A 17,654-nucleotide genomic window follows, 5' to 3' on the forward strand; every position below is an offset into this window, starting at 1 on the left:
CCACTCTATTTCTGCCTGCAGACAAGGATCAAACATCATGGCATCGGTCAATAGTCAGCCCCCAGTTATCCTCGAGAAAGTTTCGGAAACGATCCGCCAGAAACTTCCTGCTGAGAGTGCAGGGTTGGTCAATGAATTTGCGCAGCGTCTTTATCGTAATGTGTCTCGGGATGACTTTGTCGGTCGGGATCATAGCAATATTTATGGCGCGATTGTCGGGCTTTGGCATAGCTTCAATAATTACGAATCCAATACCAAGGCAACCATCAAGGTCTATAACCCAGAAGTGGCTAAATACGGATGGGAGTCTCCACATACCATTATTGAGGTCATTCAAACGGATATGCCGTTTATGGTGGACTCGATTCGAATGGCGTTAAATCGGATGGGAATTAATTCCCAACTTCTTCTTCATGCACCCTTGGTTCATCGTCGAAACGCAGACGGTTCCGTCGGTGAAATTCTTCCTTCAGGCGAAACCGATGAGAACGCACAAACCGATACTGTTTTCTTGATTGAAGTCGACCGCCAAAACACCGCAGACGAACTGAAGGCACTGAAGAAGGAATTGGCTTTTGTGATGGAAGAGGTCGCTCTCGCTGTGGGCGATTGGAAACCGATGCGTGCTCGCCTGCAGGAAATCGTTCAAACGTTAGGGAAGCGAAATTTCCCTGGTGACAAGGCGCAATTGGAGCAAGCGGAGCGATTCTTGAGCTGGTTGGCGGATGATAATTTCACGCTGATGGGCTATCGCAGTTACACCTTGAACCCGGTGGAAGGGGATTGGGAGCTTACGCAAGACAAAGGCAGTAGTCTTGGCCTATTGAAGGCGTCTGAAAGCACAAAGCCGCGTCGCCTTTCAGAGATGTCTAAACTTGCGCGTACGACAGCGTTGGCCAGCGATGACTTGCTCTTACTCACGAAAACGAACTCGAAATCACGGGTGCATCGTCCAGCATACAGTGATTACATTGGGATCAAGCGCTTCGACAAGAAGGGCCGTGTGATTGGTGAAGACCGGTTTATCGGGCTCTATGCGGCAAGCTTCTACAACGATAGCGTCATGGATATTCCCTTGGTGAGCGACAAAGTCGCTGCGGTATTGAAAAACAGCCGTTACGCACGCGGTACTCATGCGAGTAAAGCGCTCCTGAATATTATGCAAACCTACCCGCGGGATGAAATCGTTCAATCCCACGTGGATGATTTATTGAAAACGGCGCTCGGCGTATTGCAAATCCAAGAGCGGGATATTACGCGTGTATTCTTACGTCGCGATATTTTCGGACGCTTCATCACGGCAATGGTGTACGTCCCCAAAGAACGCTACAACACGATCTTACGGCAAAGAACACAACAAATTTTAGCGCGCACCCTCGGCAGCGACGAGGATGTCGATTTTACGACTTACTTCTCCGAATCAGCGTTGGCTCGGACGCAGTACACCATTCGTGTACAGGACAGCGGACAGGAAATTAATGTGAAAGAACTCGAAGAAAACCTAACTGAAGCATCCAGAACTTGGGAAGATAATCTAGAGCGGCTGCTTGTCACTGGAAAAGGGGAGGCGCGTGCGCGGGAGCTCATGCGTCGCTATGCGGATGGTTTTTCACGTGCCTACAAGGAAGATATGCTTCCGTCGGTAGCGATTGCCGATATTGAACAGCTTGAAGCGCTGGATGATGACCATCGTCTGGGCATGTTGTTCTATCGTGCGCAAGAAGTTCAGGATGATTCCAATCGCGTAAAGCTTAAATTATTCCACCGGGACGAGCCGATTCATTTATCTGATGTCCTGCCGATGCTCGAAAACTTCGGGCTGCGGGTGATCAACGAATCGCCGTACCAGATCAAAACAAACGATGGCCATGTCTTCTGGGTTCTCGACTTTTTCATGCTGCACACCGCCGGCAAGCTCGATCTTGAGAAGAGTCGCGATAATTTCCAAAATGCTTTTGCCAAGGTCTGGAAGGGCGATTACGAGGACGATGGATTTAACCGTCTGATTCTTGGCGCCGGGATGGAAGGGCGTCACGTGGTGATTTTGCGCATGTTCGCAAAATATATGCGGCAAATTGGCGTCACCTTCAGTCAAAGTTATATTGAGAGTACGTTTACCCGTTATCCCAAAATTGCCAAGTTGCTCGTGAAGCTGTTCTACACGCGCTTTGAACCGGGAGTAAAAGGGGTACCGAAGAAAGTTGAAACCTTGGTTCAACGGATTCAAAGTGAGTTGGAACATGTCTCGAGTCTTGATGACGACCGGATTATTTGCCGTTACTTGGATCTGATTCAAGCGGCCCTGCGGACCAACTTCTTCCAAAGCCACGATGATGGTCGTGAGAAATCGTATGTTTCTGTGAAGTTCTTGCCAGAACTGATTGCTGAGATGCCATTACCGTTGCCGAAGTACGAGATTTTTGTGTATTCACCGCGGGTTGAAGGGGTTCACTTGCGTGGCGGAAAGGTTGCTCGGGGTGGCTTGCGCTGGTCCGATCGCCGTGAAGACTTCCGGACGGAAGTCCTTGGTTTGGTAAAAGCCCAGCAAGTAAAAAATACTGTAATTGTACCGGTTGGGGCCAAAGGCGGATTCGTCTGTAAACAGCTGCCTGAAGAGCGTGATGCCATGTTTGAGGAAGGTAAAGCGTGTTACCGCACCTTTATCCGTGCCTTACTTGATATCACAGATAACATTGTTGACGGCGAGATCGTACATCCGAAGGATGTCGTTCGCCACGACGAAGACGACCCGTATTTAGTCGTAGCCGCTGATAAGGGGACCGCGACCTTCTCAGATATTGCGAACGCGATTTCCGCTGAATATAACCATTGGCTTGGTGATGCATTTGCGTCTGGTGGTTCAGTCGGCTATGACCATAAAAAGATGGGAATTACTGCGCGCGGCGGATGGGAGTCCGTTAAGCGTCATTTCCGTGAAATGGGGATCGACTGTCAAACAACTGATTTCACCTGTATCGGGATAGGCGATATGGGCGGCGACGTATTCGGAAATGGGATGTTGCTTTCAAAGCACACCAAACTGGTCGCTGCTTTCAACCACATGCACATCTTTATCGACCCGGAACCAGATGCTGCGAAATCGTTCAAAGAACGTGAGCGTCTATTTCACCTCCCGCGCTCGAGCTGGGATGATTATGACCGTAAGCTGATTAGCGAAGGGGGTGGGATCTTCCTCCGGAGTGCCAAGTCAATTGAATTGACCACACAGATGAAGCGACTTATCGGGACGCAAAAGCGCTCAATGACTCCAACGGAGTTGATTAAGGCTTTGTTGATGTCTGAGGTTGATCTCATCTGGAATGGTGGCATTGGCACCTACGTGAAAGGAAGCAAGGAAACGGACGCTGAAGTCGGTGATCGTGCAAACGATGCACTTCGAATCAATGGCAAAGAGCTTCGCGCCAAAGTTGTGGGCGAGGGCGGTAACCTGGGCTTTACTCAGCTTGGTCGGATTGAATACGCCATGCGAGGTGGCCGAATCAATACTGACTTCATTGATAACGTCGGAGGTGTCGACTGTTCAGACAATGAAGTAAACATCAAGATCCTGCTCAATGGCTTGATGAGCCAAGGAAAACTGACCAAACCTCAGCGTGACCAGTTGTTGTACGATATGACGGATCAAGTCGCGGAGATTGTCTTAAATGACTGTAACCGGCAAACGAAGTCCATCTCTGTGACCTTACTCCGTGGTGCGGATCAGATTAAAGAGATGCAGCGCTTTATTCATCATCTTGAAAAAGATGGCTTGCTTGATCGCGCACTCGAGTTCTTGCCTGATGACGATGAGCTTGCAGAGCGGACTGCCGCAGGAAAAGGGTTAACCCGTCCTGAGCTTGCCGTATTGAATGCGTACGGAAAAATGGTTCTGAAAGAAGAGCTGGTGACCGACGAAATCACCAATGATCCCTTCCATCAACGGGAGTTGGTGGCAGCATTCCCGCGTGAGCTTCAAGAGCAATTTCGCGATGAGATGAACGATCATCCATTGAAAGCGCAGATCATCGCGACGAAGTTGGCGAATAACATTGTCAACGATATGGGGCCAAATTTTATTTATCGTAAGCAAGAAGCGACGGGTGCAACGGTCGCTGAAATCGCGTCAGCGTATATCGCGGCTCGCGAAGTATTTAATACACGGAGTATTTGGCAACAAGTCGAGAAGCTGAATAACAAGATTCCAGCGGACGTGCAGAACCAAATTCTGTTCCAAGTGCGTCGGATGGTTCGTCGAGCAACACGTTGGTTCTTGCGGCATAAGAATCCGGCGTTTCATAGCATTCAAGAGCGGATCGATTTTTACTCGAAAGCGTTCAACGATCTTCGTAAGAATGTGTTGAATTATATGACGGAGGCAGAAGCTGCCGTTATCAAGTCCCAGATCGAAAAATTAGTGGAGCAAGGCGTACCGAATGATCTTGCCCATCAAGTCGGGATTCTCAGCACGATTTTCTCCGCACTTGATATTGCCGAAGTGGGTGCAGATACAGGCAAGAAAACGCCATTGGTTGCTGAAACGTATTTCCGTCTCGGTGCGCAGCTTCAGATCCACTGGTTCTTGGATCAAGTTAATCGACAGCCGGTTGCAAACCACTGGCAAGCACTTGCGCGCGCGGCATTCCGCGAGGAGCTCGACTGGCAGCAACGCTTGTTAACTCTCGCGGTTCTGAAGCATGCTGAAGATGAGAAAACTGCAGAAAACATGCTGAACCGCTGGAGTACCGAGAACAAGTCTTATGTTGATCGTTGGAAATCAACCTTGGCGGATTTCAAAACAACCAAGAGTCATGAATTCGCGAAATTCTCAGTTGCACTGCGTGAACTGACGCTCCTTGGACAGAAGAGCGGAAATTCACATTAATGAAACTGTACAACTTGGTTCGCTCGGTGCTCTTTAAACAAGACGCCGAGTGGTCCCATGATTTTGCGCTTAATCAGCTTGCACGCATCGGATCAGGTCCGATGCGTTTTCTTGTTGCACAATCGATTCCCGAAAAACCGGTTGAAATTCTTGGCTTGCGGTTCCCGAACCCCGTTGGACTCGCCGCTGGCCTTGATAAGAACGGCCGGTGCATCGATGCATTCGGCGCGATGGGATTTGGATTTCTCGAAGTAGGGACGGTTACACCGCGCCCGCAAGCAGGAAATCCAAAACCACGGATGTTTCGACTGACAGAACATGAAGCCTTAATTAATCGCATGGGCTTCAACAACGATGGTGTTGATGCCTTGGTTAAAAATATCAAGGCTTCATCATATCGAGGCATCTTGGGAATCAATATCGGAAAGAACAAAGACACGCCGGAGGCTGAAGGGGTTCAGGATTATTGTATCTGTATGGAGAAGGTCTATTCTCTCGCGGATTATATTACGGTTAATATTTCCTCACCGAATACCCCAGGGCTTCGCGCGTTTCAACACGGGAATGTATTAGATGAATTGCTCCGAACGCTGAAAGCGAAGCAGCATGAACTCGAGATTGCCCATAAGAAATACGTGCCGCTTTTTGTCAAGATTGCGCCGGACATGACCAAGGAACAAGTTCAAAGCTTTGCAGAGGCTGTTCGGACGTATCAGATCGACGGGGTGATAGCGACCAATACCACGATTGAGCGGTCCGCTGTGGAAGGACATGTGCACGCCAAAGAGGCCGGAGGATTGAGTGGAGCGCCAGTGCGTGACGCCTCAACACAGGTGATTCGATGGTTGCGTGAGAGTCTGCCGAAAGAGATTCCAATCATCGGTGTCGGAGGCATTTTGAGCGCGGCCGACGCAAGCGATAAATTAGCAGCCGGTGCTTCGCTCGTGCAGATTTATACAGGCTTTATCTACCATGGCCCGCAATTAGTCCGTGATATTGTTGAAAACTTGTAATCTTTACAAAAAAAAGATATTGTCGGCGCGTTAATCGAAAAAAGAAGGATTTGTTCGATGCAAGATTGGCAATGGCGCCTTGACGCCGACTGCTTAGTCATCGAGTTGGGGCGAAACGTTACACAAAGACTGCGGTTCAAACGCACGGTACTCCGCGATCGTTTACCGGATTCCGTTTCTTTTTCGATGGACGACGCTGCAACCTTCCAACGCTATGCTGACTACCTCGATGAGCACAGTGCGTTGTCCACAAGTCAGCAATTTGAGATAGCGCTCCATGCGGCAGCGCTCGTTCGTTTTGGAAAGCTTATGCTGCCACAGAGCTGGTATTTCCAGTTCGGTCCTTTCTCTACTGAGCATCCTTGGCCCCAAACACACTTATTCTGTGCACTCACGTCAGGTTCATCCCAAGGTGATTTTTTGATCATTGAACAAGACGAGCGGTGCTCGTTGTGTATGTTAGTTGATGATCGATTTGAGCTTGCAGGGTTCCGTTCGATGGAGCGGTTTGAAGTGACTCGTGTCCTTAACGATCGACTCCAAGAATCATTACGCCATCCGATGCCCCGGATGGGCGGTCACTCAAAGCAGTGGGCTTAAGAAATACATAAAGCGCTCTCCCGCACGATGGAGAGGCGATCGTTCGTTCCATCGTGCTTCACTTACCGGTTCGCTATCCTTTCGGTACTGCGTTAATAGTGCACAGATGGCCTGACAGCTTTCTTCATTATACAGCGCGAAACTCAGTTCAAAGTTAAGTTGCAAGCTTCGCATGTCAAGATTCATGCTTCCCACGATCGCAAGCTCAGAATCGACAACAAGTGCTTTGCTATGCAGAAGTCCTTTGTCGTATAAACGAATCTCGACCCCGGCGGCGAGCAGTGTCGCGTAGTAAGAACGGCTTGCTAACCCTGCCATCCGCGAGTCACTCACTTTGGGTAGCAGCAAGCAAACATCGACACCGCGACGTCCCGCGTGAACGAGCGCTTCAAATATAGCTTCACTTGGAACAAAGTAGGGCGTTGCAATAATGAGGCTTGAGTCCGCTCGATGAATCAAAGACAACATCACCTGGTGTATCGCGTCGGGATACGCACCGGGCCCCGAAGGGATGATCGACATCCATTGTTTATTATGTGGCAATGGTAACGAGATTTCGGGGAATCGGCGTTCGCCGGTCTCAAGTTCCCAATCCCACGAGAAAACCTTCGAAACAGCAAAAGCGGCCGCACCATCGAATCGAATGACCATATCAATCCAAGGACCAAATCTTCGGCCCCGATTAAAGAAACGCGGGTCCGCCATATTCATCGAACCGCTATAACAAATATAATGATCAATAATTAGCATTTTTCGATGCAATCGAAGGTCCGCCCGACGAAACATGTTCCGAAAGATACTTACCGGAAGAGCCGGTAAGAAGGCAATTCCTGCGGCACGCATTCGTTTCAAATCTTTACCAAATAGAAAGAACTGCCAACTCCCCGCGTGATCAACAAGAATTTCAATAGACACACCCCGTTCAGCGGCTTGTATCAATTTATCGGTAACTTCATTCACGCGCCCGTGCGGGTGCCAAATATAGAACTCCATTCGAATACTTGATTTTGCGGCTTCGATGTCGGTTAACCATGCATCAAAAATGGCGTCTGGATCGCTGAGTACTGAGAAATGGTCATAACCAAAAGCGCCAATGCCATCTCGCTTTTTCATTAGGTTGTAGATAGCTCCAGCGGCGAGTCCAACGGGTGCAATTGGGTTATGATCTTGAAGATGTTGTAAGAAGTTTTCGGTAAAGGGATCATGGAGATCGCGTGCGCGCTCTGCACGTCGTTGACCAAGTTGGACCTCACCGAAGAACAAGTAAATCAAGGCGCCAATAAGTGGGAGGATAATGATGATCAAGACCCATGCGAGCGAGGCGCTAACGGGGCGGCGCTTGTAGATGACACGAAGAAAAACACTGGCAATAAATAACCAGTAGAACACAACCAGAAGATCAGTGACTTGCACGAATGACTCAAAGGTTCATTGGATGATGCTTTAATATAGGAATGAAATGCAGGATTTTCAATGATCTGTGAAGTGAGATGCATCGGATTGGTTGCGGGGGCAGGATTTGAACCTACGACCTTCGGGTTATGAGCCCGACGAGCTACCAGACTGCTCCACCCCGCGTCCGATGTGGGGCGTATCTTAACAGCCGCAGCTGCAAATGCAAGGGAAAACCCGCACTTTTTTTGGTTTCATCGCAAAATGGCACTCAAATGCCCAAAAAAGCAACAATTCATCTCGATGGGGCGCATTCTATGGAATGTTTCGTGATCGTACCTTGTCTACGGTATACTAGTATTTCATATGTTGAAGCACCTTTCTTACTTCTATTGGACGTCACTACACCATGTCGGTTTATCAATTTTTTGTTCCTTGCGCTCGCGGTTTAGAAGAACTTCTCTTAGAAGAACTCACCTCTCTGGGGGCCGATGAGGTCAAGGCAACGAACTCAGGCGTTTCATGCACCGGTCCGCTTGCGTTGGGTTATCGGCTGTGTTTGTGGTCGCGCCTTGGAAGTCGTGTACTCCTTAAACTCTGCGAAGGAGAAGTCCATGATCGTTTTGGGTTAGAAAAGCTAGCCCAGAATCACCCATGGCCTGAAGTGTTCGATGCACGAAATACGTTTGCCGTGCGATTCAACGGAACGAGTGAGACGCTCAAAAATACTCAGTTCTCCGCCCAAGTAATCAAAGATGGTGTCGTTGATGCCTTTCGTCGTGGAGGGCAGCGTCGTCCAGATGTTGAGGTGAAACAGCCCGAAATTTCAATTCAAGGTTACCTTAATAAAGGGATTGCCACACTTTATCTTGATTTTGCGGGGACTGGATTACATGAACGTGGATATCGGCAAGCAAAAGGGGCTGCGCCTATCCGCGAAACACTGGCTGCGGCTTTGATTCAAAGAGCAGGGCTCAAGGTTCCGTGTAAATTACAAGACGATTCGTCCGCGTGGCCAGCCTTGGTTGCAGACCCAACGTGTGGTTCCGGAACCTTGCTTATTGAAGCTGCGTTATTGGCCACTGATCGGGCGCCAGGGCTGGGTCGCACCCATTGGGGCTTTAACGCATGGCGAGGGCATCGAGCAGCGGTTTGGAATCAATTAAAAGAAGAGGCTGAAGAACGTTTTGCGGCTGGAAAAGCTGCCTGCAAAACAGTATTCCACGGTGTGGACGAAGATTCGAATGTGGTTCTTGCAGCGCAACAAAACGTTCATGCGGTCGGCCTTGAAGACTTCATAAAAATTGAGCGCGGGGAGGCGACTGCTCCGTGGCTACTCAAGCGCTTTAAAGCAGCGGCTTCCGGGTTGATGTTGAGCAATCCACCGTACGGAGAGCGTTTAGGAAGTCCCTTTGCCGCATGGCAATTTTATCGTGCATTTGGCAAATGGCTTCAGCAAGGCATGACAGACGGTGTATTGCAAAATTGGAGGGTTGCTATTTTAGCACCCGATGAGACCATGATCCGCGCGATGCGGTTGCGCTCCGAGAAGAAATATAAACTGAACAACGGTGGAATCCCCGTACTTCTAGCCCTGTTCGATTTGAGCCAAGATCATCCAATGTTTGAGCGTCCGGAACTTGAGGCGCTGGGAAACCGACTGCAAAAGAACTGGAAGCAACGAGAAAAATGGACGCGCGAAGAAGGGATCGATTGTTTTCGTGTTTACGATGCGGATCTCCCCGAGTTTAATGCGGCAATTGATTTCTACGATGGCGCACTTGTGATTCAAGAGTACGCGGCACCGAAAAACATTCCAGCGCATGTCGCGGACAAGCGTTGGTGGAACGTCATTGAAGCGGCACTCGACACACTTCCGGTCGATCCCGCCTTGGTGTTTACTCGCCAGCGAAAGCGTCAACAGGGTGAACAGCAGTATACGCGAGTTTCCGAAGAGAGTGTGTTACGCGAAGTTCACGAGTACAACGCGAAGTTTTGGGTGAATCTTACGGATTACCTTGATACCGGTTTATTCTTGGATCATCGGTGGGTTCGTCGGGAAATTCAAACCTTGTCCCGTGGTAAACGAGTCTTAAATCTATTTGCCTATACGGGCTCTGCATCAGTGCATGCAGCGCTCGGCGGAGCCACAGAAGTCACCACGGTGGATCTGTCTAAAACCTATTTAAATTGGGCAAAAGATAATTTCCGCCTGAATATGCTCACGATTCACAAGCATCCATTTGTACATGCGGACTGCTTACAATGGCTGTCAGACGCGTCTGAGGCTGAACAACCAGAGCAGTACGATATTATCTTTATCGATCCGCCAACATTCTCGAACTCGAAGCGAATGCAGGATGTGTTCGATGTTCAACGGGATCACATGACGTTGCTGGCCCAAGCAAAAAAAATCTTGGCACCCGGTGGGTTAATTATTTTCACCAACAATAAACGAAGCTTCAAGCTGGATCCAAAGGTTGCGGAGCTTGGCCTCGTCGCCGAAGATCGCACCCGCGCATCCATCCCGCCCGATTTCGCTAAACAACGTGCGATCCATTTTTGCTGGTATTTACGTCATGCCTGAGTTTTATCTGTTGATGAAAGAACAATGCCCGCTGTGTATTCAAGCAATCCAGCTGATCCATCAACAACCGCTTGATGAACCAATTCATTTACATATGGTGGATATCGCAAGCGATCCTGAGCTGATTCGGGAGTATGGTTTACTGGTGCCGGTGCTCATTCGAGCCGTTGATGATGCGGAAATGAAGTGGCCTTTCCAAGAAGGGCAGTTGAAGGAATTTTTGAGTCAATGAGTGTAATGTTGCGAATGACCGGAGCCCGCTTAGCCTTTGGCACGGCTCCAGTGCTTGAAAATGCAGATCTAACCATTCGTGCTCAGGAGCGGGTCTGCATTACGGGTCGAAATGGGGCCGGTAAGTCGAGCCTCTTAAAAGTGCTCAATCAGGACATTCTGTTAGATGAGGGCGAACTCCATTTTGTCGGTGAAGCATCGGTTGCTATGTTGCCTCAAGACCCGCCAGAACGGATGGAAGGGCGGGTTTATGATTATGTGGCAGGAGCTTTTGCGGAGGTCGGCGCGTTGCTCTCGCAATTTCAACAGCTTTCGCACCGTTTGGCCGAGTTCCCTGAGGACCAAGATACCTTAAATACGCTGATGCGAGTTCAGCAGCAGCTCGATGTGCGCGACGGATGGAAAATTCAAACACACATTGAGCACGTCTTAAGTCGCTTGCAACTTGATGGTGAGCAAAGCATGGCTTCACTGTCGGGCGGATGGTTGCGTCGCGCAGCACTGGCGCGTGCGATGGCATTAAACCCCGATATTTTATTACTGGATGAACCAACCAACCATTTGGATATGGACACGGTGGTGTGGCTAGAATCGATGCTACGTGAATTCCGTGGAGCATTGGTCTTCATCAGCCATGATCGTGCGTTTATTCGTGCCTTAGCGACACGAATCATTGACCTCGATCGGGGCGTTTTAACCTCGTTTCCCGGAGATTACGCCGCTTATTTGGTAGAAAAACAACGCTTACTCGAAGTGGAAGAAGCACAAGCTGCCGAATTTGATAAGAAATTAGCACAAGAAGAAACTTGGATTCGCCAAGGGATTAAAGCCCGCAGAACGCGCAATGAGGGACGTGTCCGCGCACTCAAAGCGTTACGTCAAGAACGTGCCGCCCGTCGGGTGCGGCAGGGCAATGTTTCGATCGAAGTCGGTGCCGGAGAACGCTCAGGGAAAGTGGTGTTTGAGGGGACGCAATTAAATTTAACTCTAGGCGAAAAGACGCTTATCCGTGATCTCGACGTCCTTATTCAGCGCGGTGATAAGGTTGCGTTTGTGGGGCCCAACGGCTGTGGCAAGAGTTCACTTATTCGGCTGATTACTGGTGAATTGCAACCCACATCAGGGTTGATCAAGCTCGGAACGAATTTAAATATCGCGTATTTTGATCAACATCGACAACAGTTAGATTTAAATCGCACCATTGCTGATAACGTGGGCGAGGGAAAAACTGACGTAACCCATCAAGGGCGAACGCGTCATATATATAGCTACCTTCAAGACTTTCTATTTACTCCTCAACAGGCGCGGATGCCAGTCAGCGCGCTGTCAGGTGGTGAAAAGAATCGGGTTTTGTTGGCCAAAATTTTGTTAAAAGAAAGCAACTTATTGATTCTTGACGAACCGACCAACGACTTGGATATCGATACACTCGAACTCCTTGAGCAAGTCGTGGTGGACTATCCAGGCACGGTGCTCATGGTAAGTCACGATCGAGAATTTATCGATAACGCCGCAACCACTGTGCTGCTTTTTGAAGGGCAGGGCCAGGTCACGGAAATAGTCGGTGGTTTTAACGAGGTTGCCTTCTATTTGCAAGGAAAAGAGCGAGTCCTTGAAAGCCATCACGTTGAACGGTCGACCGAACGACCGACAAATCCAACAAAAGAGGGAACTTCTGGGCCTTCCAAGGACTCAGAAGACCAGTCCTCTTTAGCTCGTAAGCCGAACAAGTTATCATACAAGCTAAAGCGTGAATTAGAACAGCTTCCCCAGCAAATTGAAGTGCTTGAAGCCGAGTTAAATGAACTACAACAACAGATAAATGATCCAGAGTTTTTCCGCCGGCCCGTCAGCGAAACGAAACCGGCAACTGATCGCATCACCGAATTAGAGAATGCTTTGAATGAAGCGCTTGAACGGTGGGATTATCTCGAAAACTTACAAGGTAACTAAATGCGCATAAAAACAATTTCCGTGGCAATCGCAGCAGTCTGTGCTGCAGGAATCGGAATCGCCCATGCCGGCTCCATCGCTCCCGGGTATACGGTTGTCAAGCTTGATCCATTGCCAAACTCCGCGAATCTTTCGCCGCGAGCTCTGAATGACTTAGGGCACGTCGTCGGCTCTCTATCCGAATTGACAGGCCAAAATATTCGTCTCGATCTGCTTGATCCGGAAGATTTCCCTGATATCGAAGACCTGAACAACCCCAGTGAGCGGGAGTTACGGCTCATCCGCGATCGTTTGTTGTTTGAGGATCGTTTTGTTTTAAATCCCGAGTTCCAGAAACTTGCGATCGAGCTTGGCTTTTATTTTGATGGTCAGGTTCGCGAGCTCGACGGATTTGATGTGATTGATGATGAAACCGGCTTGCGCACGGACAGTGCCGATTTCCGGGCGCTGGGGCTGAATAACTCAGGTATCACAGTGGGCCAAGTGGGTTTGCCATATTTCTGGCTTGATGCAGAAGATGAGGACGGCGACCCAATTCGGTTCTACACGCGCGATAGCTTTCCAGTCGGTGCATGGACAGACGGAACAACATACCGCGTGCTTCGAGGAAATGACGATGTTGTGCAAGGCGGGATGGCATCCGCTGTAGCGATTAATGATAACCATCTTGCCGTTGGCTATGGTTCAGAACGCAACGGGATTCGAATGAATGCTTTGCTTGAACTGTGCCAAACACCTGATGAAGATGCCGATAATCCGGACTATCTCGAACCACTCGAAGTCTGCTTATGGCGTTTTTGGTTTAATAACAGCGGACAGCGTATGGGACTTCGAACGCCCATTACCGACGAGCGTGCTTTTATGTGGCAGCTCGATGCGAATGGTGAAGTTATTGAGCAACGCTCGCTTGGGAAGGCATTTGATCCTGACGAAGATGCAGAAGATGGTTTTGCAACTGCGCGGTACAAGTCGATCGCAAACGACGTCAGTAACATGGGGCACATTGTCGGCACCTCCGAGCGTGTACTCGATGGTTTTACCCTAACACGAGCTACATGGTTTAGTGATGAAGGGCCAATCAATCTTCGTGAGGGAAGTGATGACACGAACTCGAGTCATGGAATTGCCGTCAACGATCAAGGCATTGTGGTGGGATACAGTAATCGTGTTATTGCCCAGCAACTGAAGCCACGTTTATTCTTCATTGACTTAAACGACCCATCACTTGAAGCCACTTATCCAACCGGGTTTGTCCAAAATACCGGTTGGCGTCCCCGGGCAATCAATAACGCCGGGCTTGTGGTTGGAACCGGAGAACCGGTTTTCACACAAGCAACGCAACCAAGGTCGGTTGGGTTCGTGTACGATATCGCGGCCGACGAAGTGACCGATCTGAATCGCTTTCTTCCCTGTGACTCCAACCTTACGATCGTGGATGCCGTCGATATCAATGACGCTGGAGAAATCCTCGCGTTGGCGTTAGAGCGGATTACCATTGAAGAGGGGGAAACCTCACGACAATTTACCGCAACACGCAGCTTGATTTTACAACCATCAAGTACAGAAAACCCTGCATGCCCGGGGCGTGATGACCTAGACACGGGGGAGCGCCGAGGTGCATCGGTGAGTCCACTTTGGCTTGGGTTGTTCAGTCTGATTGCGCTTATTACTCTGCGTCGTAGAACTCGCCCTTAACAGAGTTTTTTGGTCTAAACGAAAAAGATCCCGACTGTCATCACCTTAGCGATTTAAAGGGAATGACGTCGGGATTTTTCATTGAACTTTAATCCAATTGTCACTATCCATAATGTACGGGCGATAAAAAAGCGTCCGTCACAAACTCATTCCATGCTCTTCAAAAAAAAGGAGTTAAATCTATCCGAAAACTCATTTTTGAGGCATCGATCGCGTTACCCGATGCAGCATCGCTTCGGCATATAAAAAGCGTGCGATAAGAGGTAACTGGCTAAAAAGCGACAAGAGGAAAGTGATAATGAGAAGACAAAAACGTGACCGTTTAGAGCGGGCTCACTCTCAAGGTTTTAAAGCAGGTGTTTCTGGGCGTTCGAAGGAAACCTGTCCATATCAAAGCAGCGAAGTTCGCTCTCAGTGGCTCGGGGGCTGGCGAGACGCCATAGAAGCCCGAACCGATGGTTTATATCGACTGTAACGGTCACAAACAAAAGCCCCCTCGCAGAGGGGGCTTCGTGTTTTAACTGGTGCGGTTGGTTTAGAAACCGGACGTATCTGTAAACAAACCAACTTTCAAATCTTTCGCTTCATAAATAAGGCGGCCATCCACCTCAACATAGCCATCGCCAATTCCCATAAATAAACGGCGCTTAACCACGCGCTTCATATGGATTTTGTAGGTTACTTTTTTAGCAGTGGGTAGGACTTGCCCAGTAAATTTAACTTCCCCGACACCGAGTGCGCGACCACGACCCGGACCACCTGAACATGCAAGGAAGAACCCAAGGGTTTGCCAGAGGGCATCCAACCCTAAACAACCTGGCATGACCGGATCTCCCGGGAAATGGCAAGCAAAGAACCAAAGGTCTGGATGGATATCGAGCTCAGCCTCGATGTAGCCCAACCCAAAATCTCCACCGTCATCGTTCATGATGGTGATGCGATCCATCATTAACATATTTGGAGCAGGGAGCTGGCTGTTGCCAGGGCCGAACATCTCCCCCCGACTACAGGCTAATAATTCTTCTCGGGTATAACTCGATTGCATGCTTTCTACCTTGTTGTACTGCCAAATCATACGCTGGCTTCAATTCAAAGACCGCGCTAGCTTAGCGAACAGGTGTACGCTATACAAGTCCGAACAGTTTGAAAGCCCACCCGACTGAGAGTGGAAAGGGCAATCGGCTTAGTTATGACCGCTCGAAAAGGCGCCGCCACCACGATGGGCGACTTGGATGTTGCTGCGCGAGCGTGTCTTGTAACCGATGATAAATTCGCCCAAACAGGGTGTCGCTCGCCTCGGTTCCAGCATCACCACAGGGAGTTCCCATCAACAGTTCAAAGGCTTCAGTCGCATGATTTACGGCATAAACCGAGAACTGCCCAGCTGCGACAGCGGCCTGAACATCGGACCGTAAGTGAAGGTTGACCACATTTGATTTCGGGACAATCACCGCATGCCGACCCGTGAGGCCACGCAATTTGCAAATTTCAAAATAGCCATGAATCTTTTCGTTGATTCCGCCGATCGCTTGAACGTTTCCAAACTGGTCAATTGCACCGGTGACGGCAATACTCTGATCAATCGCTGTATCACTTAATGCTGAAATTAAGCAACAAAGCTCCGCTAGGGAGGCGGAATCACCATCCACTTCATGATAACTCTGTTCAAAAACAACCGTTGCTGAGAGAGGCATCGGTTCTTGACGAGCAAACAGATTGGCCAAGTAAGCCGTGAGGATCATGATTCCTTTGGTGTGAATATTGCCACTGAGCTCGGACTTTCTCTCAATATCGATAATATCCCCATCACCGTAATGGACGGTGGCAGTGATTCGCGAAGGCTCACCAAACTCGACACCAGCCATTGAGACGACGGTAAGGCCATTGATCTGACCAACCACTTCGCCCTCTGTATCGATGGTAATCTGACGTTCGAGAATTGCTTGCCAGTTGAGCTCCGCAAGTAATCGTTCCCGATATTCCCGCGCTTCAATCGCTTGCTCAATGAATTCGGCATCAATCGAATGGACGCCGGCCTTACGGGCATAGACATCGGCTTCTTCTAACAGCTGAATAAGTGCTATCGCATCGAGGCTCAGCTCATTTTGATGTTCTGTCATTTCCGCACTCTGATTGAGTAATGCGAGCATCGCATCCTGCGTGAGTGGGACACAGCGCGCTTTACTCTCGATATATCGAATAAAGGCACTATAAGGCGCTGCACCATGCTGGTGGACAGGGAAGAAAGAACAAAACTCAGCAAAGTAGGGGAAAAAGTTATCAAACTCACGGTCGAGCTCACGAAGCTGCGCGAATAGGTCCCGAGAGCCAACGAGCAGGACCTTGACGTGAATAGGAATCGGTTCGGGTTCGTAGTGAAGTAGGGCAGCCGCGCCCGTTGCTGCTGATAAAGGTTGTTGCCACGTAAACCAGCCGGTCCGTAGGACGTGCTTCAGAAACGACCAAAGTTCACCTTGTGTGAGTAACTCATTTGCATTAATGACTAAGGTTCCACCATTGGCCTTGAGTAATGCGCCAGGACGAATCAGATGGAGCTCGGTATTTAATTGGCCTTCAACATTCTGTACACGGATATCACCAAATAAGCTTGATTGTGTCACCCGATCACAATAAACCCAGGGCTCTGCTTTCTTGTGTGAAACAATAACACTCGCAAGTTCCGAGCCAGGGATATCATCAAACTGTTTTTCTGCAATTAACTCAAGATAGTGACGATAAGCAACCGAGTTATACCGAGCAGTCAAGGATTCCCGCACCGATTCACGTTCAGTTGTTGGTGTTTCTAGATAGTTCCATAAATCGACCAAGGCTTGTTCGGCAGAGCCTGCAGGTAAACTGACGCATAGAGGAGCGCGTTCGTCTTCTGGGTTCGCAAGATAAACCCAGTCGAGCATATCCGCAGACGACCACTCTTGCCGCTCCGCAAGTGCGTGGATTATATCCGCTGTGATCATCCCCGCTGGCACAGAAAGGAACGCATGGGAAAAAGCAGAACGCGTTGCTTGCGCTTGCTCTACTGCTCGGATGGCGCGCGATTGACCTACAAGCGGGTCGGCTGGAGCCTCCGTTATCATATCGCGGAGCCATGCTCCAGCGTCCGATTTTAGCTGGGTAGGCGGCAAGAGCAGGTGCGTTGCCTGATGCCGTGAATAGTCTGCAGACGCTGGTTTCGATTCGCTCATGAGTTTTCAAGGAAATCCATATACAATGTGATGGCGTAATCATACGTGAATGACCGCATACGGTGAAGTAAACAAATCAGGATTCGCCTTTTACCTCA

General features: G+C 49.3%; 11 protein-coding genes and 1 tRNA gene. 8 read left to right on the forward strand and 4 right to left on the reverse strand.

The annotated features are described in order from the left end of the window. Window positions 1-37: 37 nt before the first annotated feature. Genes CWE11_RS01320 through CWE11_RS01330 form a run of 3 tightly spaced genes read left to right on the forward strand, consistent with a single transcriptional unit; the run spans window position 38 to window position 6,495 of the window. The gene (locus tag CWE11_RS01320) at window positions 38-4,882 is read left to right on the forward strand and encodes an NAD-glutamate dehydrogenase (RefSeq protein ID WP_126775796.1); all 4,845 of its coding nucleotides are present in this window, start codon (window positions 38-40) and stop codon (window positions 4,880-4,882) included. Further along, window positions 4,882-5,895, forward strand: coding sequence for a quinone-dependent dihydroorotate dehydrogenase (locus CWE11_RS01325; protein ID WP_126775797.1), 1,014 nt, complete (start codon window positions 4,882-4,884; stop codon window positions 5,893-5,895). The genes CWE11_RS01320 and CWE11_RS01325 overlap by 1 nt, the downstream gene beginning before the upstream one ends. 57 nt (window positions 5,896-5,952) lie before the next feature. Beyond that, complete coding sequence (locus CWE11_RS01330; RefSeq protein ID WP_126775798.1) at window positions 5,953-6,495, forward strand: cell division protein ZapC domain-containing protein; 543 nt, start codon at window positions 5,953-5,955, stop codon at window positions 6,493-6,495. Here the strand turns inward: CWE11_RS01330 and cls are convergent. Both cls and CWE11_RS01340 read right to left on the reverse strand, forming a co-directional pair. Further along, window positions 6,478-7,908: a cardiolipin synthase gene (cls, locus tag CWE11_RS01335; RefSeq protein ID WP_126775799.1), complete on the reverse strand. Its 1,431-nt coding sequence runs from the start codon at window positions 7,906-7,908 to the stop codon at window positions 6,478-6,480. The two genes, CWE11_RS01330 and cls, sit on opposite strands and share 18 nt — an antisense overlap. An 88-nt stretch (window positions 7,909-7,996) precedes the next feature. After that, window positions 7,997-8,073, reverse strand: a tRNA-Met gene (locus CWE11_RS01340). Window positions 8,074-8,296: 223 nt separating this feature from the next. On the opposite strand from CWE11_RS01340, the gene rlmKL reads away from it, so the two are divergent. The 5 genes from rlmKL to rmf all read left to right on the forward strand — a co-directional run bounded on the left by rlmKL (window position 8,297) and on the right by rmf (window position 14,828). Then, window positions 8,297-10,474 (forward strand): bifunctional 23S rRNA (guanine(2069)-N(7))-methyltransferase RlmK/23S rRNA (guanine(2445)-N(2))-methyltransferase RlmL, encoded by a 2,178-nt coding sequence (rlmKL, locus tag CWE11_RS01345; RefSeq protein WP_126775800.1) that lies wholly within the window; start codon window positions 8,297-8,299, stop codon window positions 10,472-10,474. Beyond that, window positions 10,467-10,706, forward strand: a complete 240-nt coding sequence (locus tag CWE11_RS01350; protein WP_126775801.1) for a glutaredoxin family protein — start codon at window positions 10,467-10,469, stop codon at window positions 10,704-10,706. Before rlmKL ends, CWE11_RS01350 begins: the two co-directional genes overlap by 8 nt. Beyond that, window positions 10,703-12,658 (forward strand): ATP-binding cassette ATPase Uup, encoded by a 1,956-nt coding sequence (gene uup / locus CWE11_RS01355; RefSeq protein ID WP_126775802.1) that lies wholly within the window; start codon window positions 10,703-10,705, stop codon window positions 12,656-12,658. The genes CWE11_RS01350 and uup overlap by 4 nt, the downstream gene beginning before the upstream one ends. Beyond that, window positions 12,659-14,353 (forward strand): DUF3466 family protein, encoded by a 1,695-nt coding sequence (locus tag CWE11_RS01360; RefSeq protein ID WP_126775803.1) that lies wholly within the window; start codon window positions 12,659-12,661, stop codon window positions 14,351-14,353. Between the two features lie 298 nt (window positions 14,354-14,651). Beyond that, window positions 14,652-14,828 carry a ribosome modulation factor gene (gene rmf, locus CWE11_RS01365; protein ID WP_126775804.1) on the forward strand — a complete coding sequence of 59 codons (177 nt, stop codon included), beginning with the start codon at window positions 14,652-14,654 and terminating at the stop codon, window positions 14,826-14,828. Window positions 14,829-14,888: 60 nt separating this feature from the next. Here rmf and fabA read toward each other — a convergent pair whose 3' ends face one another. Beyond that, a complete protein-coding gene (fabA, locus tag CWE11_RS01370; protein WP_185960668.1) occupies window positions 14,889-15,398 on the reverse strand; it encodes a 3-hydroxyacyl-[acyl-carrier-protein] dehydratase FabA in 510 nt (169 codons plus the stop codon). Between the two features lie 142 nt (window positions 15,399-15,540). Further along, window positions 15,541-17,556 (reverse strand): Lon protease family protein, encoded by a 2,016-nt coding sequence (locus tag CWE11_RS01375; protein ID WP_126775806.1) that lies wholly within the window; start codon window positions 17,554-17,556, stop codon window positions 15,541-15,543. Between the last annotated feature and the right edge of the window lie 98 nt (window positions 17,557-17,654).

Origin of the sequence: Aliidiomarina sanyensis, assembly GCF_003987175.1 — a bacterium.
GTDB lineage: Bacteria > Pseudomonadota > Gammaproteobacteria > Enterobacterales > Alteromonadaceae > Aliidiomarina > Aliidiomarina sanyensis.

Coding starts and splice junctions, on each gene's coding strand:
- rmf (WP_126775804.1), top strand. CDS start 14,652: ATGAGAAGACAAAAACGTGACCGTTTAGAGCGGGCTCACTCTCAAGGT.
- CWE11_RS01320 (WP_126775796.1), top strand. CDS start 38: ATGGCATCGGTCAATAGTCAGCCCCCAGTTATCCTCGAGAAAGTTTCG.
- CWE11_RS01325 (WP_126775797.1), top strand. CDS start 4,882: ATGAAACTGTACAACTTGGTTCGCTCGGTGCTCTTTAAACAAGACGCC.
- CWE11_RS01330 (WP_126775798.1), top strand. CDS start 5,953: ATGCAAGATTGGCAATGGCGCCTTGACGCCGACTGCTTAGTCATCGAG.
- CWE11_RS01350 (WP_126775801.1), top strand. CDS start 10,467: ATGCCTGAGTTTTATCTGTTGATGAAAGAACAATGCCCGCTGTGTATT.
- uup (WP_126775802.1), top strand. CDS start 10,703: ATGAGTGTAATGTTGCGAATGACCGGAGCCCGCTTAGCCTTTGGCACG.
- CWE11_RS01375 (WP_126775806.1), bottom strand. CDS start 17,556: ATGAGCGAATCGAAACCAGCGTCTGCAGACTATTCACGGCATCAGGCA.
- fabA (WP_185960668.1), bottom strand. CDS start 15,398: ATGCAATCGAGTTATACCCGAGAAGAATTATTAGCCTGTAGTCGGGGG.
- CWE11_RS01360 (WP_126775803.1), top strand. CDS start 12,659: ATGCGCATAAAAACAATTTCCGTGGCAATCGCAGCAGTCTGTGCTGCA.
- rlmKL (WP_126775800.1), top strand. CDS start 8,297: ATGTCGGTTTATCAATTTTTTGTTCCTTGCGCTCGCGGTTTAGAAGAA.